The following is a 24,335-nucleotide window of genomic DNA, read 5'->3' as shown; positions in this document are numbered from 1 at the left end:
GCTCATTCCTTATTCGCTGAATCCATTATTTTTGATTAAACTTGTTCATTACTTCTGCAAATGGTTTTTCTGTGAAGAAAGCACAGGCATCCGCCGCCTTGTCGAATGCTTTTTCCATATCAGGCCATTCTTCTTTAGAAAAACGCGATAATACGTAATCTGGTACTTTCATGCCTTGTGGCGGACGACTAATGCCGATGCGCACACGGTTGAAGTTTTGTGTACCTAAATGCTGAATCAATGATTTAATACCATTATGGCCACCAGCACTACCTTTTTGGCGTAAGCGAAGGGTGCCTTTATCAATATCCATATCATCGTAAATAACGACAATGTCTTCGATATCGATATCATAATAATCCATTAATGGGCGCACTGCTTCACCAGATAAGTTCATATACGTTAATGGTTTCATTAACACAACCTTACCTTCTGGGCGGTGAGCCATTCCAAAAACAGCGTTAAATTTCGTTTGGTTCATATCGATGCCCCATTTATCTGCTAATACATCGATTGTATCGAACCCAACATTGTGATGTGTATGTTCATATTGCTTCCCTGGATTTCCAAGGCCAATAAATAATTTCATATGTGAAACCTCTTCCTTTTCAGTTGCTAATCATCCTTTATTTTAACATATGTTGTATGAAATAGCCGAGGAGACTCACTATCGCAAAAATAAAGGCGGGCATCACGCCAACTGCGCAATCCCCGCCTTTTTTATTTATAAGCTTTTCAATTCTAGCTTATTCTTCTTTAGCCTCTTCATCAACCGTACCGTTATCTGCAACTGGTTCAGTTGTTTCAAGATCTGCCTCAAGCTCAGCCTCAGATACTGGTGCTGATACTGTTACTAATACAACGTCATCCTCATCGACAATTGTAAAGTCTACTTTGTCGCGGATGTCGCCAACTGTTAACGTATCACCAATTGCTAATTCTGTAATATCGACTTCGATATTTTCAGGAATATCAGATGGTTTCACCGTTAATTTCAGCTCACGATTTGGTTGTTGTAATACGCCGCCTTCTTTAACGCCGACAGATGTACCTGTTGCAACAACTGGCACCTCAACCTCAAGTTCTTGACGCATGCTTACTGCTAAGAAGTCTAAGTGAATTAATTTACCTTTAAGTGGCTCTTTTTGTACTTCTTTTAATACGGCATTCACCTTTTTGCCATCTACATCTAACGATAAGATTGCATTACGGCCCTCCGTACGAATTGTTTTTTCCAATTCTTTTTCGTTTACTGCGATTGGGGTAGACTCTGTTTTAAAGCCGTACACGATTGCTGGCACGTACCCCGTCTTACGCAATTCTGTTTTTACTGAACGCTTATGCGCTTCTCGAGCTTTTGCTTTGATTGATGTACTCATAAAAAAATTTCCCCTTTCTCATCTATCGAAAAAATTTATATTTGTTTGTGTCACATATAATCTCTTCCCAGTCTGAATGGAATTAAAACATTTACGAGTAAAAAGCACTACTTTTCGAGTGATTAAAACAAGTCCCTAACATGCATCGTAACAGGCTTTGGCAACATTTTAATATAAAAAAAGGGAACTCGATAATTTTACCGAGTTCCCTTATCAAATACGTTAAATATTAATCAAATAATTTACTTACTGATTTGTTTTCGTAAATGCGTACGATCGCATCAGCTAATAATTTTGCAACAGAAAGTTGGTGAATCTTTGGTGATTTTTTCTCTTCTGATAATTGGATTGAGTCAGTTACAACTAATTCTTTAATTACAGAGTTTTCGATACGTTCGATTGCTGGACCAGAAAGAACTGGGTGAGTACAGCAAGCGTAAACTTCTTTCGCGCCAGACTCTTTAAGAGCTGCAGCACCGATAGTGATTGTACCAGCAGTATCGATGATGTCATCGATTAAGATACATGTTTTGCCTTCAACATTACCAACGATGTTCATTACTTCAGCAACGTTTGGTTTTGGACGACGTTTATCGATGATAGCGATTGGTGCTTTAAGACGTTCAGCCATTTTACGCGCACGAGTTACGCCACCGTGGTCAGGTGATACGATTACTAAATCATTACCTTCGAAACCTTTTGATTTGAAGTGATCAGATAATAATGGAACACCTACTAAGTGGTCGATTAAGATATCGAAGAAACCTTGGATTTGTGGAGCATGTAAATCTAGTAATACTACGCGAGTTGCGCCAGCTGTTTCTAGAAGGTTTGCTACAAGTTTTGCCGTAATTGGTTCACGTGAACGTGCTTTACGATCTTGACGAGCATAGCCGTAATAAGGCATTACTACGTTTACTGTGCGTGCAGAAGCACGTTTCACAGCGTCGACCATGATTAATAACTCCATTAAGTTTTCGTTTACTGGAGCTGAAGTTGACTGCACGATAAATACGTCACAACCACGAATACTTTCCTCAATACTGATTTGAATTTCTCCATCACTGAAGTGTTTTACAGAACTTTTACCTAGCTCTACGCCCATTTCCTCGGCGATTGCAGAAGCAAGGGGTTCATTTGAATTTAGTGAAAAGATTTTTAAATTTGAGTTAGCATATTGATACGGCATGATGGCCTCCTGTTTGATTATAAATTATTTTAAATTTAATTACTTCACGTAGTTTTCTTTGTTCTCTTGACGAGAGCGACCAATTGCAAGCGCGTTGTCCGGTACATCTTTTGAGACCGTCGTGCCCGCTGCAATTAGCGATTTTTCACCTAAAGTGACTGGTGCCATTAAGTTTGCATTACAACCAACGAACGCTTTGTCCTTGATGATTGTTTTGAACTTATTAACGCCATCATAGTTCACAGTAATTGTACCACAACCAATGTTGACGTCAGCACCAATCTCAGCATCGCCTAAGTAAGTTAAGTGAGAAGCTTTACTTCCCTCACCTAGTGTTGTTTTCTTCAATTCAACGAAGTTCCCAACTTTTGCGTGGTTGCCCACATTCGATGCTGGACGAAGATGTGCGAAAGGTCCAACGGCTACGTCTTCTCCAATAACACTTTCTTCTACAACCGAATTTTTCACGTTTGTACGATCGCCGATTTGGCTATCTTTAACGTGCGTATTCGGTCCGATAACACAATCTTCCCCGATAACTACTTTCCCTTCAAGCATTGTGCCTGGCAGTAAAATCGTATCGCGGCCGATTTCAACGTCGGTACCGATATACGTATTATCTGGATTAATGATTGTGACACCGTTACGCATATGTTTCTCATTGATGCGAGCGCGCATAAGTGTTTCCGCTTGTGCTAAAGCAAAGCGGTCATTCACACCAAGCGTTTCAGAGAAGTCATCGCAGATTGAAGCTGCAACGATTTCACCTTGCTCTTTTAGAATGCTAATAACGTCCGGTAAGTAGTACTCACCTTGAACGTTGTCATTGTTTACTGATTTCAATGCAGTAAATAATGCTTTGTTGTCAAAGCAATATGTGCCTGTATTGATTTCAGTTACTAAACGTTGTTCTTCTGTTGCATCTTTATGTTCGACAATCGCTTCAACTTGACCGTCAGCAGCGCGTAGGACACGACCGTAACCAGTTGGATCCTCCGCTACTGCAGTTAAAATTGTTGCTTTTGCGTTTTCAGATTCATGATGTTCGATAAGCGCTTTCATTGTTTCTGGACGAATCAATGGCGTATCACCACAAATAACGATTGTTGTCCCTTCAAGGTCGCCTAGTAATGATTCTGCTTGTTGAACGGCGTGACCTGTACCAAGCTGTTCGGCTTGTAGTACATATTCACTCTTATCGCCAAGTTGTTCTTTTACTTTTTCTGCACCATGACCAACAATTGATACTGTACGTGCTACATCAAGCGTTTGAATATGGTCTACCACATGTTCTACCATTGGTTTTCCACATACAGAATGAAGAACTTTATATAATTTAGACTTCATACGTGTGCCTTGGCCAGCAGCCAAAATAACGGCATAAATATTTTTCATGTCAGTAAGTCCTCCAATTAGCTGATTTTCTATTATGACTATATAGCAAATTTCGTTACTTTTCAAGGCTTTAAGACTTGACAAAAAGATGTCATACAACTTAAAATTAAAGCCTTTTGTTTTTTTATATAAGCAAAAATCTCTCGAAACTCTTGTGAAATCAATCTTTCAAGGAATGATTTGACAACTTGTCACTACAATTTACGTCTTAAAAATCATTTAAAATTTCACAAAGAATTTCAATTTCCTTTATCGTTGTCCGGGCGCCAAACGAAATACGGAAAAATTGGCGCGCCTCATCAACTGACGCGCCCATCGCCATAATGGCTTTTGTTCCCGCTTCATGCGAACTATCACAAGCACTCCCAGTCGAGACCATCACCCCTCGTTCGCTTAGCCGTAACATGACATATTGCCCCTCATAGCCATGCACGAGTAAGCCACAAATACCAGGATACTGAACAGACGCTTCTAGTAACGTGTATTTATTACCCGCTAAACGCTTCTTTAACACGTTTCGAAGCGTTGTAAAATGTCGATGGTTTATTTGGTTACTACATGCCTCAGCTGCAACTGCAAAAGCGCCATTTGCAGCCACATCCACTGTGCCACCTCGTAAGCCCTTCTCATGTGTTAATCCTGGAAAAAGAGGGACTATCCTGCTTCCCGGCTTAATATAAACCGCTCCACAGCTTTTAGGCCCGCCTATTTTATGAGCCGAACAAGAAAAAGAATCAATATGCCGAACAAAATCGAGTGGCACTTTCGCAAAAGACTGTACACAATCTACATGTAGTAATACCTCATGACGCCGCGCGATTTCTGCAAGTTGCGCAATTGGCTGAATACTGCCGATTTCCGGATTAATATGCTGCAATGCTAATAAGCACGTATCGTCATCAATCGTGCGTTCAACTAATGCACAATCAATCAAGCCATTTTGCTGTAGCGGCAAACGCGTCACACGATAGCCCATGCGTTCAAGCGCATTCATCGCCGCATGTACCGACGTATGCTCGGCCATTGACGTAATAATGTGCCGCTTCTTTGATGCGAGTGCGAGCGACATAATGCCAATTAAATTAGCCTCGGTGCCACTGCCGGTAAAATAAATTCCTCTTGCTTCAACGCCTGCAATACGCGCAATCATCGCCCGTGCATTGTCGAGTACTTGCTTTGCCATCCAGCCATCCTCATGCAAGCTAGATGCATTACCATAATATTGTCGTGCAATTTTTTCATACGTTTCAAGCGCCGCCTCACTCATCGGTGATGTGGCCGCATAATCTAAATAAACCATCGCAATCCCCTTTTCTAGCTCTTGTCTTATTGAATATTTTATGTAAATATATGTGACAAGACAACTGTAAAAGAAGGTATGTACACATGCATGTAGACATTATCATCCTCGGTAGCGGCATTGCGGCACTTCAAACGGCACGCCTGCTACCAAAACACAAGCACGTCTTAGTTATTACGAAAGGTGATTTGCGCACGAGTAGCTCCTATATTGCGCAAGGTGGCATTGCGTCTGTCACACAGCCAAAGGATTCATTTGCGAGCCATATCGCAGACACACTTGCTGCTGGTGTCGCGCATAATTACGAGCCACATGTTAACAACCTTGTTACGGATGGCAAGACGGCGCTTGATGCGCTCATCACGCAAGGCTTTGCTATCGATGCGCACGTTGGTTTAGAGGGCGCACATAGTCATCACCGCATCGTTCATGCTGGCGGTGATGCGACCGGGCGACATTTAACCGAGCATTTAATCAACCAGCTTCCTAGCAATGTACACATCCATACACATGAACTTGCCTATGCGCTATTGCACAATACAGCAGGTGACATTATCGGTGTTCGGACAACAACGCAATGTTATTTTGCAGCGCAGACGATTATCGCAACGGGCGGGGCTGGCGCGCTCTACACGTACACATCTAATCAACCTAAAAGTTTCGGTGATGGTATCGCAATGGCCGCACTCGCCGGGGCAGCTGTTGCCGATATGGAATTTATGCAATTTCACCCAAGCTTATTGTATAAAGATGAACGTTGCTTTGGACTTGTATCTGAAGCGGTGCGCGGGGCCGGTGCACGTTTTGTAGACGATACCGGCGATTACTTTATGAATGGACAAGACCTTGCACCTCGTCACATCACAGCACGCGCCGTCTATGAGCGTCGTGCAGCCGGTCATGACGTCTATTTAGACATTTCAGCGATTGCAAATTTTGAACAACATTTTCCGACTGTTAGTGCCATTTGTCAGCGCGCAGACGTTCCACTATCCACGCAGCGTATTCCGATTGCACCGGGTAGCCACTTTTTAATGGGCGGCATTTTAACCGATGATGTTGGGCAAACGTCACTGCGAGGCTTATATGCGGTCGGCGAAGCGGCATGTAGTGGCGTCCACGGGGCGAATCGCCTCGCGAGCAATTCATTATTAGAAGGACTGGCGTTTGGTATGCGCCTTGCAGAGCATTTAGCACAAGCGCCAGCACAAACAAATTGGCACTTGCGGCATGCACCTGTCGCACCAAATACGGCGCTATTGCCGCTTGAACAACTTCAACAACTTATGATGCAGCACGCCGGTATTATGCGAAGCGGACTTACGTTACAACAGCTTAAAAATAAGCTCCCGATTATCCACCAGATTGCGCCGGACCAGGCCGAGCTCGCACTTGCACATGTGACTGCACGATTGATTGTCAGCGGAGCACTTGCACGCCAAGAAACACGCGGGGCGCATATACGCGAAGATTACCCTCAACAAAATGACGCGCTATCAAACCGCTTATTGATACAACAACAGCACACCATCGTTAGGAGGACATGGCATGAATTTATTCAAACTACAGCACATGCTGAAAGAATTTTTTATTGAAGATATTGGCGACAATGATTTATCGAGTACGACGATTTTCCCAGCAGATGAAGCCGGACAATTTTCTTTTTATGCAAAAGAAGACGGTATTTTTTGCGGCACGCCTATTATCGAAACGGGCTTTGCGCTATTGCATCCATCTATTCGCGTCACAATGCACGTAGCAGAAGGTGCGCGCATTGCATACGGCGACAAACTTGCAACGATTGCAGGGCCGATTCAACTCTTATTGTCAGGCGAACGTGTCGTACTAAATCTCGTACAGCGCCTTTGTGCAATTGCTACGATGACACACGCTGCCACTTCGCAAACAGCCGGCACAACGACAAAAATTTGCGATACGCGTAAAACGACACCGGGGCTACGAATGCTCGAAAAGTATGCCGTACGTATCGGCGGTGGCTACAATCATCGCAGCGGCTTATATGACTGCATTATGTTAAAGGACAACCATATCGCGTTTTGCGGTTCGATTACTGAAGCAGTGACGCGCGCACGCCAAGCGATTGGGCACACCGTCAAAATCGAGGTCGAAATCGAAACGCGCGCGCAACTTCAAGAAGCGATCGAGGCGCACGCGGACATTATTATGTTTGATAATCAAACACCTGAAACGATTCGTGAGTGGCAACAGCTCGTACCAGAGACGATTGTCACCGAGGCATCAGGCGGTATTACACTCGACACGATTGCTAGCTACGCACAAAGTGGCGTTCACTATATTTCACTTGGCTTCCTGACACATTCGGTGAAAGCTTTCGATATTTCTGCACTTGTTGAACTGAAAGGAGCATTAAACGCATGATGAATCCAACATTATTCGATCAATTATCAAAATTACCTGAACGTTATAAAACGATGTCTACAACGGAAATGGAGGCGCGCGTTCGAGCGATTAAACAACAGCTTGGTGAGGAGCTTTTCATCCCAGGTCATCACTATCAGCGCGATGAAGTCATCCAATTTGCCGACGCGGCAGGTGATTCTCTGCAGCTCGCACAAATTTGCGCGAGCAACACGCGCGCAAAACATATTGTTTTTTGCGGCGTGCATTTTATGGCAGAAACAGCCGATATGCTAACAAAAGATGACCAAATAGTTTACCTACCAGACATGCGTGCTGGTTGCTCGATGGCCGATATGGCAAATATCGAGCAAACAGAAAGCGCTTGGCAACAACTTCAGCAGTTATTCGGCGATACGATTGTGCCGCTGACATACGTCAATTCGACTGCGAGCATCAAAGCTTTTGTCGGTCGTCACGGCGGGGCATGTGTCACGTCATCAAATGCAAAAACGATGGTCGAATGGGCCTTTCAGCAAAAGTCTCGCCTATTATTTTTACCAGACCAGCATCTTGGACGTAATACCGCATTTGCGCTCGGTGTGCCACTTGAACATATGGCTGTCTGGGACCCGATTCGTGAAAAGCTCGAATATGATGGTGAGCTTGAAGACGTACAAGTGATTTTATGGAAAGGCCATTGTTCGGTCCATGAAGGTTTTAATAAATGGCATATTGACGACATTCGTAAAAATGACCCGGACATGCGCGTTATCGTCCATCCTGAATGTAGTCATGACGTCATACAGGCGGCCGATGATAACGGGTCGACAAAGTATATTATCGACACGATTGAAAGCGCTCCTACAGGTTCTCGCTGGGCGATTGGCACCGAGATGAATCTCGTGAAGCGCCTGATTACGGAGCACCCTGATAAACACATCATTTCACTCAATACGAATATGTGTCCTTGCCTAACGATGAATCGCATCGACTTACCACATCTATTATGGGCGCTTGAGACGATTGTAGAAGGCGGTCGCGGCAATGTCATCACCGTTGACGCCGACACAACAGCGCAATCAATTCACGCATTAGAGCGCATGTTACAATTTGCGAAATAAAAAAAGAGGCCTCCCGTCAAAAGGAGACCTCTTTTTTTATGACCTTTTATTTTATACTTGTTCAACAATGCTCTCTTCCTCATTCGTTTCTTCCGCATTTTCATACGCGATTAAGACAGATTGTTGAATCTTTGTACGCATATCTGAGTTAATCGGATGTGCAATATCTCGGAACTCACCATCAGGCGTACGTTTGCTCGGCATAGCGACAAACAGTCCTGTATTCCCGTCAATCACGCGAATATCATGCACAACAAACTCGTTGTCTAGTGTGATGGAAGCGATCGCACGCATGCGACCATCCGTTTGAACACGGCGTAATCGTACATCAGTTACTTCCATTCTTTTCACCACCTCTCATCTTAGATGCAAAAATTAACTCTTTCCTACTATTATATTCGGCAAAAAAACATTTTTTTCCTTCTTTTCATAAAAATATTTTTTGGAAATTTCAAACAACTTACTTTAAAAAGAAAAAAAGAGAACCTACTTATGCAGATTCTCTTCTCTCTATTGAAATTATACGAGTGCGATAACTTCGATTTCTACTTTAACATCTTTAGGTAAACGCGCTACTTCCACACAGCTACGTGCTGGTTTGTGGTCGCCGAAATGACGTGCGTATTCTTCATTTAACTCACCGAATTCATTCATATCTGAAATGAATACCATCGTTTTCACGACTTTGTCTAATGAAGAGCCCGCTTCAGCTAATACCGCTTTTAAATTTTCGAAAACTTGGTTTGTTTGTTCCGTAATTGTTCCTTCTACAAGGCTACCATCCGCAGTTAATGGGATTTGACCTGAGCTATAGAACATGTTGTTCACAATAACACCTTGCACGTACGGACCGATTGCCGCAGGTGCATTATTTGTTGCTACTACTTTCATTACTTAGTTTCCACCCTTCGAAAAATAATTACCCTCCGTTAACTCAATCGTACGATCCTTCTCATTGACTTCTCTTAATTTCACTAATGAATAATAATCATCGACTAAGCGTTCATCGGGATGTTCGGCCTCAACTAGCACAGCAATGCCCGCTAGTGTACAGTCGAACTCTTCTAATAAATTCTTCATCCCGTTCATCGTACCGCCAACTTTCATAAAGTCGTCGGTGATAAGCACGCGCTGACCACTCTTCATACTACGTTTTGATAGCACCATCGTTTGAATACGACGTGAAGAGCCTGATACATAATTAATACTTACAGTAGAACCTTCTGTCACTTTATTATCGCGACGTACAACCACAACCGGAACATTCAAATGACGTGCAATCGCATGTGCAATTGAAATCCCTTTCGTTGCTACGGTCATAATAACATCTATTTCTTGATCACAAAATGCTGAGGCAAATACTTTACCAACTTTGTTGATTAACTCGGGGTTACCAAGTAAGTCGGTCATAAATAAATAGCCACCAGGCAGCAGGCGATCGGAATGACTTAATTCTTTAATTAGCTCTGTAATAACTTTCTTAGCTGATTCTTCAGGAACTTTAGGGATGTATTTTACACCACCAGCCGCACCTGGGACTGTAATTAAATGGCCAATCCCTCTTTCTTCAAATGTATCTTTCACAATCGATAAGTCTTCGCTAATGGAGGACTTTGCCGACTGATATGATTCAGCGAAAAATGTAAGGGGGATTAATTGTTGTGGATGCTCCAATAAATAATGCGTCATGTCTACAAGACGCTCACTACGCTTCCATTTCATGAAACCCTCTCCTAAATACGAATGTTTTATACAAAAAATACCATAATTATACGTGTTTATGCAAGCACTATCGGTCGCCGAGTAGGCGCACTGCATATACTTCATCACAAAAACCTTTGAGTCCATTTACAATACGAGTTGTACGCGCCTCTGTCTGCACGAGCGCAAACACTGTCGGGCCGCTACCGCTCATAAGCACACCGTCCGCACCAAAGCGTTTCATTTGTTCTTTAATACTAGATACTTCAGGATGCATATCAAGCGTAACGCTCTCTAATACATTGCCTAGTGTACCACACATCTTAGCGTAATCATTCGTCTTAATTGCTTCGACCATACGAGCTGTATCCGGGTGCTTCACATCATCTAGATTCAAGCCACCATAAACTGCCGCAGTCGATACACCAATTGTTGGCTTCGCTAAAATAACCCAACTGCTTGGTGGTGCTGCGATATGTTCGATCTTTTCGCCGCGTCCGCGCGCAATTGCGGTACCGCCATATACACAAAATGATACGTCTGAGCCAATCTCTGCACCTAATTCAGCTAGCTCATCAAGTGATAACCCAAGGCTCCATAATTCATTTAAACCTTTTAAAGTTGCTGCTGCATCACTACTACCGCCCGCAAGTCCAGCTGCTACTGGAATTTGCTTATCGATTGAAATTGAAACGCCTGAATTTACATTGAAGCGATCCTTCAATAGCTTCGCTGCTTGATACGCCAAATTACGTTGGTCATCTGGAACAAAGTTATTACTTGAATGAATGAAGATTTCGCCGTCTTGACGTAACTCCAAACCAACACGGTCTGCTAAATCAACCGTCGTCATAATCATCTCTACTTCATGGTACCCATCTGGACGTTTATGTAATACATCCAATGTTAAATTTATTTTCGCAGGTGCTTTTACGTAAAGCATATGCTTACCTCACTTTCCTATCTGGCCATCATCGCCCTTTGTTACTGTGTATTATTTTAACACATCAAGACTTTTACATGACGGTTTCAGACATGAAAAAAGCCACGCCAAAAGTTCTGCGTGGCTCCGAAAATAAAACACTTATAAAACGGCCCTTCAAACAAGAAGGAATGTTTTATAAGTGCCCGAAAAAATATAAATGCTTACTATTCGGCGATAGCCAGTTTCGACTCGCCTTCGAATGTAATCTCTACTGCTTCTGTTAAGATATCTGTGTAACTGTAAGAAACGCGTTCAAATGCGTTTTCATCTTGATCAAGGTCTACAACGAATACTGCACGATATGTTTCGCGAAGTACACCTGCTCGCTCGATTGTTTTCTTACGGCCACCATTTGCTTTCAATTGCATGCGTTGGCCTAAATGACTGTCTAACGACTTTTTAATGTCGGCTAATGTTTTTGGCATTATGCTTACACCTCACTATAACCTAGTATAACAAGGTACCCTTTAAAAGTCAAGCACAAATTTTTATTTTATCAATCTACATTTTCTATGTCAATTATTTTATAGCATTTTTTCTATGATTTTTTTGCATAGACGCTATTAGTTAAAATATGGGTGCAATGCATCCGCTAATGCGCCAAATTCTGCGATTGATAATGTTTCACCGCGGCGTGATGGCTCTACGCCAGCTTGCTTAAGCGCACGTAAAATATCTTCTTTCTTCGCTTTACCATTTGGTAGCTGTGATTGAAGATTGTTTAGTAACGTTTTGCGACGTTGTGCAAAGGCTGCACGCGTTACGCTAAAGAAGAACTCCTCATCGATTACAGTAACTGGTGGCTCTTCATGACGGATTAATTTTAAAACAGCTGAATCAACATTTGGTTGTGGCATAAATACCGTTTTTGGCACAATCATTGCCACTTCCGCTGTACAGTAATATTGAACCGCAATTGATAGTGAACCATATGCTTTCGTTCCTGGTTTCGCTGAAATACGATCTGCTACTTCTTTTTGCATCATCACAACAAAGCCACGTAACGGCAGATTTTCTGTTAATAATTTCATTAAAATCGGTGTCGTCACGTAATACGGTAAGTTTGCGACCACCATGATGTCTTTAAAGCCCGCAAGCTCTGAATCGATTAAACCCTTCACATCCGCCTTTAAAACGTCTGAATGAACGATTTTAACGTTATCATACGGACTTAATGTATCTTCTAATACTGGTAATAGACGTTGGTCAATCTCAAATGACATGACCTTGCCTGCTTCGCGTGCTAAATGCTCTGTTAAAGCGCCAATACCAGGCCCTACTTCGATTGCTGCACTATCCTTTGTTAAATCTGCGTGACCTACAATATTACGTAAAATATTTGGGTCGATTAAAAAGTTTTGACCTAAGCTCTTTTTAAATGAAAAACCATATTTCTTTAAAATTTCCTGCGTACGAATCGGTGTTGCGATATCTTTATGCATTCTCTTCCTCCTGATTAATTTGCGCAATTGCTGCGCCAAATTGTTGCTCGGTAATTTGGAACATTTCCAAACGTTTTACGAGCTGTTTGCCGTTTGTAGAACCAATATTTAAAATTTCCCCTAGACGATCACGACGTTTTTTTGCAGACGGGTGACCAATTAGATGAGCCATTAATATATCTTCTCGCGTAATCGTACACGCCGGAGCATCCTCTTGTACGGTATAGACATTTTCAAGGGCATAGCGAATATCTTCTGACTTCGCATGTTCAATACCTAAGCTCTTGCCATTTTTAGCAATGGTTTTCTTCTTCGGTAAAAACGCATGCTTGATTCCCTTCACATGCTCCTCAATAATTGCACGAATGCGGCGGCCAGGATAATCAGGGTCCGTAAAGACGATGACCCCTCTCACATCTTGTGCATGCTGAATGCGTTGTAAGCACTCTGCAGAAATCGCTGAACCATTCGTTTCAATCGTATCGGCATTTACCGAACGCTTAATCGCTGTCGTATCATCCTTACCCTCAACAACAATAATTTCTTTTATGTCCACTTGTGTGAATCCTCTTTTCGTTAATTACTACGTTCTAAAAATAAACAATATGCTTATTATAATATGTTCGACGCAAAATAAAAAGTGTCGCGTTTTTGGCATAAAAAAAGCAGCCTCACTTTTGTGAAGCTGCCTACGATTATTTATAAACAGTTACCGTTACTGAACGACGGCCCCAGTTTAAAGCTTTTGATTTTGATGACATAAATACATCAATTTTATTCCCTTTAATTGCGCCACCTGTATCGCCTGCTACAGCTAAGCCGTAACCTTCAACGTACACTTTAGAGCCTAATGGGATGACACGAGGATCAACTGCGATTACTTTTTTGTTTGGATTCGCATGTAAGTTGATACCTGTTGCTGTGCGTCCTGAACAGCCTGCACAGTATGCAGTGTATGCTGTTGATGACACGGTAAATGTACGAGCGCTAGAACCCGTTTTCGTAATACCTGATAAATATTTAGAGTTTACATAACCTTTTTTGCCTTTGTAAGAAACTTTTACCCAGTTTCCTTTACGGCCACCAACGTATGTAACTTTTTTACCTTTTGGAATTTTGTACTTAATGCGGTAGCTTACACCTGCACCAGCACGAGCATTTAAGTATGCTGTTGTTTTCACTGTTTTATTTGCGACAGTTGAAATTTTTTCACCAGCGAAGCGATTCGCGTAATCTGTTGCTGCTTTATCTTGTTGTTCTGTTGTTTTAACTTCTTTTGTTGCCTGTTCATTAGTTGCAGTACTAAATACTGTAGCTACTACAAACGCAATCATAAGTGTAAGTGCTGTTAACAGCATTACGGTTTTAGAGTTTTTTAATGATTCCGGGAACAGTTTTTTCATGGAATTGTTTGACATGAAAAATACCTCCTTATTCACTCGTTGGATTATATAGAGTGTCTTTAGTCCCTGTCAACAGCGGATGAATTTTACATAAAAAGGAAAACCTTATTGTACCAACGTTTTCGTGAGTTTGGAGGAATTAGTTCCAAAGTTTCATTTTATGTTATAGAAACGATGTGCATTTTCGGTCGTCACACGCTCTACCTCTTCGACCTCTATTCCGCGTAGTTGCGCGATTTCTGCGGCGATTAGAGGGATGTATGACGGCTCGTTCCTTTTACCCCGATTTGGATGTGGCGCAAGGAAAGGTGCGTCCGTTTCTAAAATAATTCGTTCAAGCGGTATTTCTGCGGCGACTTTTTTAGGTGTTTTTGCATTTTTGAATGTTACAGGTCCACCTAATCCGACGTAGAAATTTAACTTTTCGATAATCACTTCTGCGATTTCGACGCTTGCGCTGAAGGAGTGCATGACGCCCCCCACCTCTTCCGCATGTTCTTCCATTAACATGCGTACACAATCACCAGTTGCCTCGCGATTATGAATAATAATTGGGAGTTTTACGCGTTTCGCAAGCTGAATTTGTTTGCGGAAGATTTCTTCTTGCACATCTTTGGGTGACTTATCCCAATGATAATCCAATCCTGTTTCTCCAATGGCGACGACTTTGTTATGTTCAGTTGCTAATTTTTCAACCCATGCTAGATCTTCGTCTGTACAATCGATTGCATCAACTGGATGCCAGCCGATCGCTGCGTAAATAAAATCGTATTGCTCAGCAAGTTCAAGCGCTCGCTCAATCGTTGGTCGGTCAAAACCAATCACAACCATCTCTTTGACGTTGTTTTCAAAGGCGCGCTCAATCACCTGATCTAAATCTTCGTTGTATTGCTCGTTGTTTAAATGGACATGCGTATCGATAAACATATGACATGCTCCTTTTCTGAGATTTATTGTACTCATTAAAACCATTTCATAAATAACTTCTATATTACATTTATATTACAAATATTATAAATAGCTAAAAAATCTTCACCTTTTTACGTAAAAAGAAAGTGTAATTTGACATATAAAGTCACTTATTTATACTATATAATTATTAATTCTAAACATATTTTTACTATTTTTTGGCAAACGTAACAGAAAAGGACCGCGCTAACAGCACGATCCTTTTGTTAAAATCATCCAATAATTAACGTACGCGAGCGCCGTTTTCTAGTGTTGAATCCACTTGTGCAAGTTTTAATGTATCTCCTACACCGCCAGCTAAAATCATCCCTTGAGATAATTCGCCGCGAAGTTTTACTGGTTTTAAGTTCGCCACAACGATTACTTTTTGACCGACTAATTCTTCTGGTGTGTAGTAAGCAGCAATCCCTGATACAACCTGACGTTTTTCATAACCAAGGTCCACTTGAATTTTTAATAACTTGTCTGCTTTTTTCATTTTTTCAGCAGCTAATACTGTACCGACACGAAGCTCTACTTTCATGAAATCATCAATTGTAATTTCTTCTTCGTGTTCGATATCTTCCGCTACCGCTTCTTCTTTTTTAGGTTCTTCCTGAACTGTTTTTACAGAACCACGCATTTGCTCACGGATGTACGCTACTTCTACTTCATTGTCTAAACGAGGGAAGATAGGTTCACCTTTTGAGATAACCGTTGTACCAGTTGGAATCACGTTTGTAGCCGTTAATGTATCCCATGCTAATAACTCTTCTGATAGCCCTAATTGACGTAAAATCTCTTTTGGCGATTTTGTCATAAATGGTTGAATCATAACCGCTACACGGCGAAGATTTTCAGCTAAGTTATACATAACTGTACCTAGCTTCGGTTTTAATGCTTCGTCTTTCGCTAGTACCCATGGTTCAGTTTCATCGATATATTTGTTTGTACGAGACACTAATGTCCAAATATCAGCTAACGCAACGCTAAATTGCATTTTCTCCATATTATTCTCGAATTTTGTTAATGATTCTTTTGCAGTTGCTTCAAGCGCTGCATCAAAATCTGTGTTTTCTAAGCCTTCAGTTGGAATGACACCACCAAAGTATTTATTCATCATTGAAACAGTACGGTTTAATAAGTTACCAAGGTCATTGGCAAGATCAAAGTTTGTACGTTCAACGAATGATTCTGGTGAGAATACACCATCTGAACCAAATGGTAGTTCACGTAATAGGAAGTAACGTGTTGCATCAAGGCCGTAGCGCTCGATTAGCATTTCCGGATACACAACATTGCCTTTTGATTTCGACATTTTGCCGTCTTTCATCATAATGAAGCCATGTGCGAATACTTTCTTCGGTAATGGTAAATCTAATGCCATTAAGAAGATTGGCCAGTAGATTGTATGGAAACGTACGATATCCTTCCCTACTACATGAACATTTGCAGGCCAATATTTTTTGAAGTCTACATCATTGTCTGTATCATAGCCTAATGTTGTTAAATAGTTTGTTAAAGCATCTACCCATACGTAAATAACATGCTTCTCGTCGCCAGGGACGCGGATACCCCAATCAAATGATGTACGAGATACAGATAAATCTTCAAGACCTGGTTTAATGAAGTTATTCACCATTTCATTTTTACGAGACTCTGGCTCGATGAAACCTGGGTTTTCTTCATAATATTGAAGTAAACGATCCGCGTATTTCTTCATATTAAAGAAGTAAGACTCTTCTTTTACTTTATGCACAGGACGACCGCAGTCAGGACAATTGCCATCTACTAATTGTGTTTCTGTAAAGAATGACTCACATGGTGTACAGTACCAGCCTTCATATTCACCTTTGTAAATATCACCATTGTCTAGGAAGCGTTTGAAGATTTTTTGTACAGCTTTTGTGTGACGTTCTTCTGTTGTTTGGATAAAGTCATCATATGAAATATCCATTTGAGCCCATAATTTTTTCGCAGCATCTGCAATTTCATCGACATAGACTTTAGGAGCCTTGCCCGCTTCTTCTGATTTCTCTTGAATTTTTTGACCGTGTTCATCCATCCCTGTTTGGAATCGTACGTCAAATCCTCGTAAGCGTTTGTAGCGTGCCATCGTATCAGCAGCTACTGTTGTGTAGGCCGTGCCAATATGGAACTTGCCGCTTGGATAATAAATCGGTGTTGTGATATAAAATGTTTCTTTTTCTTTGTTCACGAAAGCTTCCTCCAGTGTTATACAGTATACCTACTATTCTATCTAAGTAGACAAATTGAAGCAACGATAGTTTATTTTGTCGATTTTGTGTAGAAATTTGTCGAATTAATATCTCGAATTAAAAACACTATTATAAGCGTGAAAATCGTCGAAAAAGCAGTTTTTGGCTAATTAAATCGTTTTTTTACGCAATCCTACCTCCATATAAACCATATATTTGAAAAAAAGTTTCGAAACTAGGAGAAAAAATAATTGACTATTATGGTATTAGTTGGTATGATTAGTTCCAGACAAAGAAATGATGTCGAATTTTGACGAAACAAAAAATAGATCAAACAATTAATTAGGAGGAGATTCATCATGAAATCTACAGGTATTGTACGTAAAGTTGACGAATTAGGTCGCGTGGTTATTCCTATCGAATTACGCCGCACATTAAGCATTGCAGAGAAAGACGCTTTAGAAATTTATGTGGATGACGATAAAATCATCTTAAAAAAATATATGCCTAACATGACTTGTGCTGTAACAGGTGAAGTATCAGACGATAACTTCCGTCTTGCTGGTGGTAACTTAATCTTAAGCCCAGAAGGCGCACAAATCTTAGTAAAAGAAATCCAATCTAAATTAAACAAATAATTTAGTAGTGTAACATCCCATTTTTCAATCCCTTAAAATAGTTAAACCCTTGTTTTTGTATGTGAAAATTATATAAATAGAGGCCCCGATGAATTTTCGCCGATTCATCGGGGCTACGTTTTTATTTGGAGTTTCTTCTATAATATATGGGAATAGACTTTTCAGGTTTTATACCGCCTTAGTTATAAAAAAAGAGCCACAATCAACTAATGATTGCGGCTCTTTTTTAGTCTTCTACATGATATGCTTGGTAGACGTCACGTTTTGGTAATTTACGTTCTTTAGACACTTCCTTGATGGCTTCTTTCGAGCTTTGGCCATTTTCAATAAGTTTTTCAATATGTTCCACAACACTAAGCGCTGACCACCATGTTACCTCTTCTTCAATGACACTTTCATCTGCACCTTCAACAATGACAACAAATTCCCCTCGAATTTCGCTGCTGTTTGCCCATTCAAGTGCCTCTTCAATCGTACCACGTAAAAACTCTTCAAATTTCTTCGTTAATTCCCGCGCTAAAACGATTTTACGGTCACCTAAGATGGCATGCATATCTTTTAATGTATCCTTCATACGATGCGGTGCCTCATAAAAGATAATCGTTTCATGACGTTTTGCTAAGCCTTCAAGCGATTCTTTACGCTCTTTCTTTTGACGACTTAAAAAACCGTAAAATAAAAATGGCTGTGCGGGTAACCCAGAGCCGACTAATGCCGTTAATGCCGCATTGGCTCCTGGTAATGGCACAACAGCAAAACCCTCTGCCATCGCCTTCATTGAAATATCTTTCCCTGGATCTGAAATACAAGGCATTCCCGCATCACTTACAAGTGCCACTGTTTTTCCCTCACGTAGCATATGCAGCAACTTCTCGCCGCCCTGCTCCTGATTGAAGTCATGATAGCTTGTTAGTGGCGTTTCAATTTCAAAATAGTTACATAAGCGTTTTGTGTTGCGCGTATCTTCTGCCGCAATCACATCCGCTTCCTTTAAAATACGCAAGGCGCGCATTGTCATATCTTCTAAATTGCCAATCGGCGTCGGGACTAAATACAAAGCACCGCGTTCGTGCTCAGCGCTCATTTGTGATTGAATCATCCGTACGACCTCTTTCTTCTATATAATTTAACTTTTGTTGACGCGTCAAGCGCTTGAAATGATATTCAGCGCTCATCGCCTCATGCTTCGTTTCAAACTCTTCATAATAAATACAGCTTACCGGTAGACGTGCGCGCGTATACTTGGCACCCTTCCCGGCGTTATGTGTCGCAAGTCGCTTCTCTAGGTTATTCGTATACCCAGTATATAAAGTCCCGTCGCTACAACTAACGACATACATGACTTCTTTATTCGGCGTCGCCATAAAGCATCCCACGCACTTCGTCTGTATATTCATTGTCATCTCCGTACACATAAAGTGGTGGCAAAACTTTTAAGCCTGGCTTCCCGTCCTTAATACCTTCAATCAACAACGCATTTGCCTCTTTGCCCATTTTTGGGTACACAAGCTGAATTCGTTTTGGTTCAATACGATTTGCACGCATTGCCATGACGATGTCGAGCAGACGCTCTGGGCGATGTACATACGCTGCTTTCCCACCTTGCTTTAATAAGCGTCCTGACGTATAAATCATTTCATCAAGCTTCAAATAAATTTCATGACGCGCGATTTTCACATGCTCTTTCAAGTTTTTATCGCTCGCCTCATGTGCCAAGAAATAAGGAGGATTGCATGTCACGACATCGTATTTTTCAATACCTAAATCTGTCGAAACCGTACGCACATCTCCTTGCATGATTGTAATTTGTTCTTCAAGCTCATTGTATTTTACGCTACGGCTCGCCATATCAACAAGACGATCCTGTAATTCTATCGCTGTAATATGCGCTTTTGTACGCGCGCTTAAAAATAACGGAATCGCTCCATTCCCTGCACATAAATCAACAATTTGTCCTTTATGATGTGGAACATTTACGAAGCGAGACAATAATACGGCATCAAGAGAAAATGAAAATACCGATGGACTTTGTATAATGCGTAGCTCCTCCGCTAGCAAATAGTCCAATCGTTCATCATCCTTTAACCATTGTTCCATGAACTTACCCTCCAACAAACTAAAAGAGGCTTATAGAAGAAGCCCCTTTTTAGTCATTTTGTTTATTTAAAAATGAAAGACAGAACAAGCAATCTTCACCTTTACGCGATGAGCCAAAATGTACATTACATACATGGTAGCCCTCGTGGTAAAGACGTGCTAAATTATCGTATCCTTCACCAACATCTAGCACATCACGTTTTTCTACCGCAATCTCAGGCAACTGCTCTGGTTGTTGTGATAGTACTTCTTCCAAACGCGTACGCAAATGATGATTTTCCATTTGTAGTGTCTGATGTTCCTCCATCATTAAAGCTACAAACTTTTTTAATGCCTCAAATTGAGTTTGCATCGACTCAAGCTGTTGTTCGAATTCCATAACAGTGTCTAAGAAATTATGGTCCTTCACGCAAGCCACCTCATATTCCCCTATTGTACTGAACTTTTTTCAAATTCTACAATTTCATCTAATGTATATTCTAACACACGATTCTCTTCAAACAGTTCTACTTGCAATAAACGTTCTAAAATATTCAAACCAACGACCTTCCCTTTACCGTCAGGCGTTGAAATTGTGCGACCGATGTCTGGCATTTTTGAACGAGCGTCTTCATATTCATCATTTTCATATTTTAAGCAGCACATTAAGCGGCCACATAAACCTGAAATTTTTGATGGATTTAACGATAGATTTTGGTCCTTCGCCATTTTAATTGACACGGGCTCAAAATCACCTAAAAACGTTGAACAACATAACATACGACCACATGGGCCAATGCCACCTAACATTTTTGCTTCATCACGTACGCCAATTTGACGTAATTCAATTCGTGTACGGAATACAGAAGCTAAATCCTTTACTAGCTCACGGAAGTCAACACGACCTTCTGCGGTAAAATAAAAGATAATTTTATTGCGATCAAAGGTATATTCGACATCTACTAATTTCATCTCTAGCTTATGCGTTGAAATTTTTTCAGTAGCAAGCTCAAATGCACGCTTCGAGTCTTCAAGATTTTCAGATACTTGAATACTATCGTGCTCATTTGCTTGGCGAACAACTTGCTTTAATGGCAAGATGACATCATCATCTTCCACTTCTTTTGGCGGAACAACTACTTTACCATATTCAATCCCACGTGCGGTTTCGACAATGACATATTCGCCATTTTCAAGTGCATTTTCATTAGGATCAAAATAATATATTTTACCCGCTTTCTTAAAACGGACTCCTACTACTTTATACAAAGGACTTTCCCTCCTGCAGGTTTAGCATTAATTGTTCCATCAGCAATGTACGATTCATATTACTATGCAATGTTTTTCGTGCATGTAATACTGCTTGCAACATTTTTGAAAGTTGCTCGTATGTTAAACGTAATCCTGTGGTCACAAAGAAGTCCTTCATGTCAGGATACGTTAACGCTGCTGTTGGATTTGCCTTTACTGCTACAATATCGCGATACGCATATAGCAGTAAATCCAATGCTAACTCCATTTGGTCTCTTTCTTTAAAAGTTGGCAACCAATCCTCATGCACAATTAATAATGCCTTATGCACATTTTTCGATAGCGTCGCTTCTATTAATTTTAACACTGTTTTTCTCGCCTGTGCAAACTCGTCATCTTTTGTTAAAGCAATTGCTTCATCTACGTCGCTCGTTACCATACTAACCGTCGCCGCAAGAGATGCACTAATGCCTTGATTACGCAGTTCATCTAATAATAAATGCTTTGGAATTGGTTGAAACGCAATATGCTGACAGCGTGACCGAATCGTCGGCAAAATCGCATTAATATTTTGTGTTGTGAAAATCGCCGTTACTTCACCAATCGGTTCTTCTAAGAATTTTAGCAATTTATTCGCAGATTTTGCATTTAAGCGTTCCGCATCATGTACAATATATACCTTGCGTCCTGCTTCCATACCACGCTTACTCATTTCTATCAGTAGCTCCTCAATTGCCGCTACTTTAATAAATTGCCCATCTGGATACACTTGATGAAAATTAATATGGTTCCCCGTTTCAAGGCGCTGACAGCTACGACATATGTTACATGGCTCGCCATCGATTGGTTGCTCACATAATAATAACTTCACAAAAAAATGTGCGACTTCTTCCGTTGCCGTCCCTTTTTTACCTTCAAATATGTAGGCTTGACCGATTCGATTTTTACGTTCAATGATTTGTAACTGCTTCATAACGACCGGTTGCAATTGTTTCAGTTGTTCTGTTGTTTTTTCCATTTCCATCACCTTTAAAAAATGAAGCTGTGACACAAGTACAACCGATGCGCTTCATGCCTAAGCACGAATGTTCATCATCAGATGTTTTCCCTAATGCCACAGCTCCGTTATGTGTACAGATTAATGAGTAACCCTTTAATCTCTCCGATTTTCGCTAGAAGATCTACAGAGTCCTTTTCCTCATTCAAAATATCTTCCGTTAATTCAATTAGCTTTTCATCAATTGTATCAACAATCTTTAAACGACGGCCCTCACCAAAACGATTCCACGTATGAGACTGTTTCAACTCCATACCAAACGATACAGACTCTTTCAAAAAGCGTTTAATCAACATTTTAAATTTTGCAAGATCACGTAAATTACGCGACTTCGTAATACGTTCACCCGCAGTCGAAATATCACCTAACAAACGTGTTAGCTGTTCCGTCTGCATTTTTTGGCCCTGTTTTACAACAAGACTACCAAAATTATTCGTCGCCTGTTGCTGCACTTGTCGAGTCTGTGCCTGGTTTCTCCCAACGTGTATGTCTTGGTTAATTTTCATTTATACGGTCGCCTCCACTCTAGAAATGATGGAATTGTTCAATTGGTAATACAAATACCGTTGCGCCGCCTACTTCTACTTCTACAGGATAAGGAATATATGAGTCCGCATTGCCTCCCATAGGTGAAATTGGCGCTACCATTTGTTCACGTGAACGGCAGTTGTCACGAATGACATCTAGCGCTTTAGGAACGAGTGAATCCTCCGTACCAATTAAGAAAGTGGTATTTCCTGATTTTAAGAAACCACCTGTACTGGCTAATTTCGTTGCTCGAAAATTATTTTTCGTTAAAGCATTTGAAAGACGGTTACTATCCTGATCTTGTACTACTGCAACTACTAATTTCATCGGCATTCACTCCTGATTCTTTTCAACTATTATATCATAAAGTCAAATTTTTCATCATGGCTAAACAAGTGGTGCAATACATTGCCATGCTGATTCTACTACTTCTTCTAAAGATTTGCTCGCATCAATTACTTGAATGCGCTCTGGGAAACGTTCTGCTAAATGTAAATACGCCTCATGTACAGATTGGTGAAAAGCTAAATCTTCTTTATCCAAACGATTCACTTCACGACCCGCATTCGCATTGATACGTGCTAAACCTACTTCTGGTTCTAAATCAAATAACACCGTCACATCCGGCATTCTGTCGCCAATTGCAAATTCATTAATCGCTTTCACTGCATCGATTCCTAAATTACGACCAACACCTTGGTACGTTAATGAAGAGTCAATAAAGCGGTCACACAATACTACTTTACCCTCTTTTAGTGCTGGTTCTACAGTTTCTGCAAAATGTTGACTACGTGCAGCCGCATATAATAAAGCTTCTGTACGAGGATCCATTTCAGTATGATTTTTATCTAAAATAATATGACGAATTTTTTCGGCAATCACACTACCACCTGGTTCACGTGTTGCAACAACATCTACACCACGCTCAGCTAGACGTTCCTCAATTTTTTTTAACACAGTTGTCTTACCTGCACCTTCTGGACCTTCAAATGTAATAAACACTGTTTTTCCCATTGAACTCTTACCTCTTTCAATCAATAAATACTATTTTGCTTTTTTAGGTTTTGTTAATAAAGTAATCGTAGCTACAGTCGTTGCAGCAACTAATTTTACAAAAGTCGTTTTTTTCATATTCTGCACCTACTCTCTTACTTCTATTGTAAGTAACTTAGCATGAAAATTCACTTCATATGCCATTTTAAAGCATAAAAAAAGTACTGACTTCTGTCAGTACTTCGGTGTGCCTAGCAACGTCCTACTCTCGCAGGGGGAAACCCCCAACTACCATCGGCGCTAAAGAGCTTAACTTCTGTGTTCGGCA

28 protein-coding genes and 1 rRNA gene are annotated in these 24,335 nt (G+C 40.9%); 4 read left to right on the top strand and 25 right to left on the bottom strand.

From position 1 onward, the window contains the following. Positions 1-25 precede the first annotated feature (25 nt). The 5 genes from pth to ACFSY7_RS16575 all read right to left on the bottom strand — a co-directional run bounded on the left by pth (position 26) and on the right by ACFSY7_RS16575 (position 5,263). Positions 26-589, bottom strand: a complete 564-nt coding sequence (gene pth, locus ACFSY7_RS16595) for an aminoacyl-tRNA hydrolase (protein WP_126988947.1) — start codon at positions 587-589, stop codon at positions 26-28. 157 nt (positions 590-746) lie between these two features. Beyond that, entirely contained in the window at positions 747-1,379 is a 633-nt protein-coding gene (locus ACFSY7_RS16590; RefSeq protein WP_126988946.1) for a 50S ribosomal protein L25/general stress protein Ctc, read from the bottom strand. Positions 1,380-1,608: 229 nt separating this feature from the next. Further along, the gene (locus ACFSY7_RS16585; protein WP_126988945.1) at positions 1,609-2,568 is read right to left on the bottom strand and encodes a ribose-phosphate diphosphokinase; all 960 of its coding nucleotides are present in this window, start codon (positions 2,566-2,568) and stop codon (positions 1,609-1,611) included. Between the two features lie 39 nt (positions 2,569-2,607). After that, positions 2,608-3,963 carry a bifunctional UDP-N-acetylglucosamine diphosphorylase/glucosamine-1-phosphate N-acetyltransferase GlmU gene (gene glmU, locus ACFSY7_RS16580; protein ID WP_126988944.1) on the bottom strand — a complete coding sequence of 452 codons (1,356 nt, stop codon included), beginning with the start codon at positions 3,961-3,963 and terminating at the stop codon, positions 2,608-2,610. Between the two features lie 208 nt (positions 3,964-4,171). Further along, positions 4,172-5,263: an IscS subfamily cysteine desulfurase gene (locus ACFSY7_RS16575; protein WP_380148741.1), complete on the bottom strand. Its 1,092-nt coding sequence runs from the start codon at positions 5,261-5,263 to the stop codon at positions 4,172-4,174. An 86-nt stretch (positions 5,264-5,349) separates the two neighbouring features. On the opposite strand from ACFSY7_RS16575, the gene nadB reads away from it, so the two are divergent. The 3 genes from nadB to nadA are packed head-to-tail and all read left to right on the top strand — an operon-like array spanning position 5,350 to position 8,766. Continuing rightward, positions 5,350-6,858 carry an L-aspartate oxidase gene (gene nadB, locus ACFSY7_RS16570; RefSeq protein WP_126988942.1) on the top strand — a complete coding sequence of 503 codons (1,509 nt, stop codon included), beginning with the start codon at positions 5,350-5,352 and terminating at the stop codon, positions 6,856-6,858. Further along, on the top strand, positions 6,812-7,663 hold the full coding sequence (gene nadC, locus ACFSY7_RS16565) for a carboxylating nicotinate-nucleotide diphosphorylase (protein ID WP_139996235.1): 852 nt from the start codon (positions 6,812-6,814) through the stop codon (positions 7,661-7,663). Before nadB ends, nadC begins: the two co-directional genes overlap by 47 nt. Continuing rightward, positions 7,663-8,766 carry a quinolinate synthase NadA gene (nadA, locus tag ACFSY7_RS16560; RefSeq protein ID WP_380148762.1) on the top strand — a complete coding sequence of 368 codons (1,104 nt, stop codon included), beginning with the start codon at positions 7,663-7,665 and terminating at the stop codon, positions 8,764-8,766. The genes nadC and nadA overlap by 1 nt, the downstream gene beginning before the upstream one ends. Positions 8,767-8,817: 51 nt before the next feature. Here the strand turns inward: nadA and spoVG are convergent, their stop codons facing one another. The 10 genes from spoVG to metG form a co-directional block, all read right to left on the bottom strand. Continuing rightward, positions 8,818-9,108, bottom strand: coding sequence for a septation regulator SpoVG (spoVG, locus tag ACFSY7_RS16555; protein WP_126988939.1), 291 nt, complete (start codon positions 9,106-9,108; stop codon positions 8,818-8,820). 177 nt (positions 9,109-9,285) lie between these two features. After that, positions 9,286-9,657 (bottom strand): RidA family protein, encoded by a 372-nt coding sequence (locus ACFSY7_RS16550; protein WP_126988938.1) that lies wholly within the window; start codon positions 9,655-9,657, stop codon positions 9,286-9,288. Positions 9,658-9,660: 3 nt separating this feature from the next. Next, positions 9,661-10,488: a pur operon repressor gene (gene purR, locus ACFSY7_RS16545; RefSeq protein ID WP_126988937.1), complete on the bottom strand. Its 828-nt coding sequence runs from the start codon at positions 10,486-10,488 to the stop codon at positions 9,661-9,663. A gap of 67 nt (positions 10,489-10,555) precedes the next feature. Further along, positions 10,556-11,410 carry a 4-(cytidine 5'-diphospho)-2-C-methyl-D-erythritol kinase gene (gene ispE / locus ACFSY7_RS16540; protein ID WP_139996239.1) on the bottom strand — a complete coding sequence of 285 codons (855 nt, stop codon included), beginning with the start codon at positions 11,408-11,410 and terminating at the stop codon, positions 10,556-10,558. 206 nt (positions 11,411-11,616) lie between these two features. Beyond that, a complete protein-coding gene (gene veg / locus ACFSY7_RS16535; RefSeq protein WP_029501085.1) occupies positions 11,617-11,877 on the bottom strand; it encodes a biofilm formation stimulator Veg in 261 nt (86 codons plus the stop codon). A gap of 138 nt (positions 11,878-12,015) precedes the next feature. Next, complete coding sequence (rsmA, locus tag ACFSY7_RS16530) at positions 12,016-12,894, bottom strand: 16S rRNA (adenine(1518)-N(6)/adenine(1519)-N(6))-dimethyltransferase RsmA (protein ID WP_139996241.1); 879 nt, start codon at positions 12,892-12,894, stop codon at positions 12,016-12,018. Beyond that, a complete protein-coding gene (gene rnmV / locus ACFSY7_RS16525) occupies positions 12,887-13,450 on the bottom strand; it encodes a ribonuclease M5 (protein WP_380148739.1) in 564 nt (187 codons plus the stop codon). The genes rsmA and rnmV overlap by 8 nt, the downstream gene beginning before the upstream one ends. A gap of 139 nt (positions 13,451-13,589) precedes the next feature. Beyond that, positions 13,590-14,312 carry a 3D domain-containing protein gene (locus ACFSY7_RS16520; RefSeq protein WP_380148738.1) on the bottom strand — a complete coding sequence of 241 codons (723 nt, stop codon included), beginning with the start codon at positions 14,310-14,312 and terminating at the stop codon, positions 13,590-13,592. Positions 14,313-14,450: 138 nt separating this feature from the next. Continuing rightward, complete coding sequence (locus tag ACFSY7_RS16515; protein WP_380148737.1) at positions 14,451-15,224, bottom strand: TatD family hydrolase; 774 nt, start codon at positions 15,222-15,224, stop codon at positions 14,451-14,453. A gap of 265 nt (positions 15,225-15,489) precedes the next feature. Beyond that, positions 15,490-17,463 carry a methionine--tRNA ligase gene (gene metG / locus ACFSY7_RS16510; protein WP_380148736.1) on the bottom strand — a complete coding sequence of 658 codons (1,974 nt, stop codon included), beginning with the start codon at positions 17,461-17,463 and terminating at the stop codon, positions 15,490-15,492. 360 nt (positions 17,464-17,823) lie between these two features. Here metG and ACFSY7_RS16505 point away from each other — a divergent pair, with 360 nt between their 5' ends. Further along, entirely contained in the window at positions 17,824-18,102 is a 279-nt protein-coding gene (locus ACFSY7_RS16505; protein WP_126988930.1) for an AbrB/MazE/SpoVT family DNA-binding domain-containing protein, read from the top strand. Positions 18,103-18,328: 226 nt separating this feature from the next. Here ACFSY7_RS16505 and rsmI read toward each other — a convergent pair whose 3' ends face one another. The 10 genes from rsmI to rrf form a co-directional block, all read right to left on the bottom strand. Next, entirely contained in the window at positions 18,329-19,198 is an 870-nt protein-coding gene (gene rsmI / locus ACFSY7_RS16500) for a 16S rRNA (cytidine(1402)-2'-O)-methyltransferase (protein ID WP_380148760.1), read from the bottom strand. Then, positions 19,176-19,466, bottom strand: coding sequence for a GIY-YIG nuclease family protein (locus tag ACFSY7_RS16495; protein ID WP_126988929.1), 291 nt, complete (start codon positions 19,464-19,466; stop codon positions 19,176-19,178). The genes rsmI and ACFSY7_RS16495 overlap by 23 nt, the downstream gene beginning before the upstream one ends. After that, a complete protein-coding gene (locus tag ACFSY7_RS16490) occupies positions 19,450-20,199 on the bottom strand; it encodes a tRNA1(Val) (adenine(37)-N6)-methyltransferase (protein WP_380148735.1) in 750 nt (249 codons plus the stop codon). The genes ACFSY7_RS16495 and ACFSY7_RS16490 overlap by 17 nt, the downstream gene beginning before the upstream one ends. A 49-nt stretch (positions 20,200-20,248) precedes the next feature. Then, positions 20,249-20,608, bottom strand: coding sequence for a DNA replication initiation control protein YabA (gene yabA / locus ACFSY7_RS16485; protein WP_126988927.1), 360 nt, complete (start codon positions 20,606-20,608; stop codon positions 20,249-20,251). 20 nt (positions 20,609-20,628) lie between these two features. Continuing rightward, positions 20,629-21,447: a PSP1 domain-containing protein gene (locus tag ACFSY7_RS16480; RefSeq protein ID WP_126988926.1), complete on the bottom strand. Its 819-nt coding sequence runs from the start codon at positions 21,445-21,447 to the stop codon at positions 20,629-20,631. After that, entirely contained in the window at positions 21,440-22,447 is a 1,008-nt protein-coding gene (locus tag ACFSY7_RS16475) for a DNA polymerase III subunit delta' C-terminal domain-containing protein (RefSeq protein ID WP_380148733.1), read from the bottom strand. Before ACFSY7_RS16475 ends, ACFSY7_RS16480 begins: the two co-directional genes overlap by 8 nt. A gap of 107 nt (positions 22,448-22,554) precedes the next feature. Further along, on the bottom strand, positions 22,555-22,992 hold the full coding sequence (locus ACFSY7_RS16470; protein WP_126988924.1) for a YaaR family protein: 438 nt from the start codon (positions 22,990-22,992) through the stop codon (positions 22,555-22,557). Positions 22,993-23,011: 19 nt separating this feature from the next. Further along, complete coding sequence (locus tag ACFSY7_RS16465) at positions 23,012-23,341, bottom strand: cyclic-di-AMP receptor (RefSeq protein ID WP_029501099.1); 330 nt, start codon at positions 23,339-23,341, stop codon at positions 23,012-23,014. A gap of 60 nt (positions 23,342-23,401) precedes the next feature. Beyond that, positions 23,402-24,028: a dTMP kinase gene (tmk, locus tag ACFSY7_RS16460; protein WP_139996251.1), complete on the bottom strand. Its 627-nt coding sequence runs from the start codon at positions 24,026-24,028 to the stop codon at positions 23,402-23,404. Positions 24,029-24,256: 228 nt separating this feature from the next. Further along, positions 24,257-24,335 (bottom strand): 5S ribosomal RNA (gene rrf / locus ACFSY7_RS20340); the annotation flags it as partial.

This window comes from Kurthia populi, assembly GCF_042686175.1.
In the GTDB taxonomy this organism is placed as follows: Bacteria; Bacillota; Bacilli; order Bacillales_A; family Planococcaceae; genus Kurthia; species Kurthia populi.
This window is presented reverse-complemented; position numbering and strand designations above follow the sequence as displayed.

Coding starts and splice junctions, on each gene's coding strand:
- pth (WP_126988947.1), bottom strand. CDS start 589: ATGAAATTATTTATTGGCCTTGGAAATCCAGGGAAGCAATATGAACAT.
- ACFSY7_RS16590 (WP_126988946.1), bottom strand. CDS start 1,379: ATGAGTACATCAATCAAAGCAAAAGCTCGAGAAGCGCATAAGCGTTCA.
- ACFSY7_RS16585 (WP_126988945.1), bottom strand. CDS start 2,568: ATGCCGTATCAATATGCTAACTCAAATTTAAAAATCTTTTCACTAAAT.
- glmU (WP_126988944.1), bottom strand. CDS start 3,963: ATGAAAAATATTTATGCCGTTATTTTGGCTGCTGGCCAAGGCACACGT.
- ACFSY7_RS16575 (WP_380148741.1), bottom strand. CDS start 5,263: ATGGTTTATTTAGATTATGCGGCCACATCACCGATGAGTGAGGCGGCG.
- nadB (WP_126988942.1), top strand. CDS start 5,350: ATGCATGTAGACATTATCATCCTCGGTAGCGGCATTGCGGCACTTCAA.
- nadC (WP_139996235.1), top strand. CDS start 6,812: ATGAATTTATTCAAACTACAGCACATGCTGAAAGAATTTTTTATTGAA.
- nadA (WP_380148762.1), top strand. CDS start 7,663: ATGAATCCAACATTATTCGATCAATTATCAAAATTACCTGAACGTTAT.
- spoVG (WP_126988939.1), bottom strand. CDS start 9,108: ATGGAAGTAACTGATGTACGATTACGCCGTGTTCAAACGGATGGTCGC.
- ACFSY7_RS16550 (WP_126988938.1), bottom strand. CDS start 9,657: ATGAAAGTAGTAGCAACAAATAATGCACCTGCGGCAATCGGTCCGTAC.
- purR (WP_126988937.1), bottom strand. CDS start 10,488: ATGAAATGGAAGCGTAGTGAGCGTCTTGTAGACATGACGCATTATTTA.
- ispE (WP_139996239.1), bottom strand. CDS start 11,410: ATGCTTTACGTAAAAGCACCTGCGAAAATAAATTTAACATTGGATGTA.
- veg (WP_029501085.1), bottom strand. CDS start 11,877: ATGCCAAAAACATTAGCCGACATTAAAAAGTCGTTAGACAGTCATTTA.
- rsmA (WP_139996241.1), bottom strand. CDS start 12,894: ATGCATAAAGATATCGCAACACCGATTCGTACGCAGGAAATTTTAAAG.
- ACFSY7_RS16520 (WP_380148738.1), bottom strand. CDS start 14,312: ATGTCAAACAATTCCATGAAAAAACTGTTCCCGGAATCATTAAAAAAC.
- ACFSY7_RS16515 (WP_380148737.1), bottom strand. CDS start 15,224: ATGTTTATCGATACGCATGTCCATTTAAACAACGAGCAATACAACGAA.
- ACFSY7_RS16505 (WP_126988930.1), top strand. CDS start 17,824: ATGAAATCTACAGGTATTGTACGTAAAGTTGACGAATTAGGTCGCGTG.
- ACFSY7_RS16495 (WP_126988929.1), bottom strand. CDS start 19,466: ATGGCGACGCCGAATAAAGAAGTCATGTATGTCGTTAGTTGTAGCGAC.
- ACFSY7_RS16490 (WP_380148735.1), bottom strand. CDS start 20,199: ATGGAACAATGGTTAAAGGATGATGAACGATTGGACTATTTGCTAGCG.
- ACFSY7_RS16475 (WP_380148733.1), bottom strand. CDS start 22,447: ATGGAAAAAACAACAGAACAACTGAAACAATTGCAACCGGTCGTTATG.
- ACFSY7_RS16470 (WP_126988924.1), bottom strand. CDS start 22,992: ATGAAAATTAACCAAGACATACACGTTGGGAGAAACCAGGCACAGACT.
- ACFSY7_RS16465 (WP_029501099.1), bottom strand. CDS start 23,341: ATGAAATTAGTAGTTGCAGTAGTACAAGATCAGGATAGTAACCGTCTT.
- tmk (WP_139996251.1), bottom strand. CDS start 24,028: ATGGGAAAAACAGTGTTTATTACATTTGAAGGTCCAGAAGGTGCAGGT.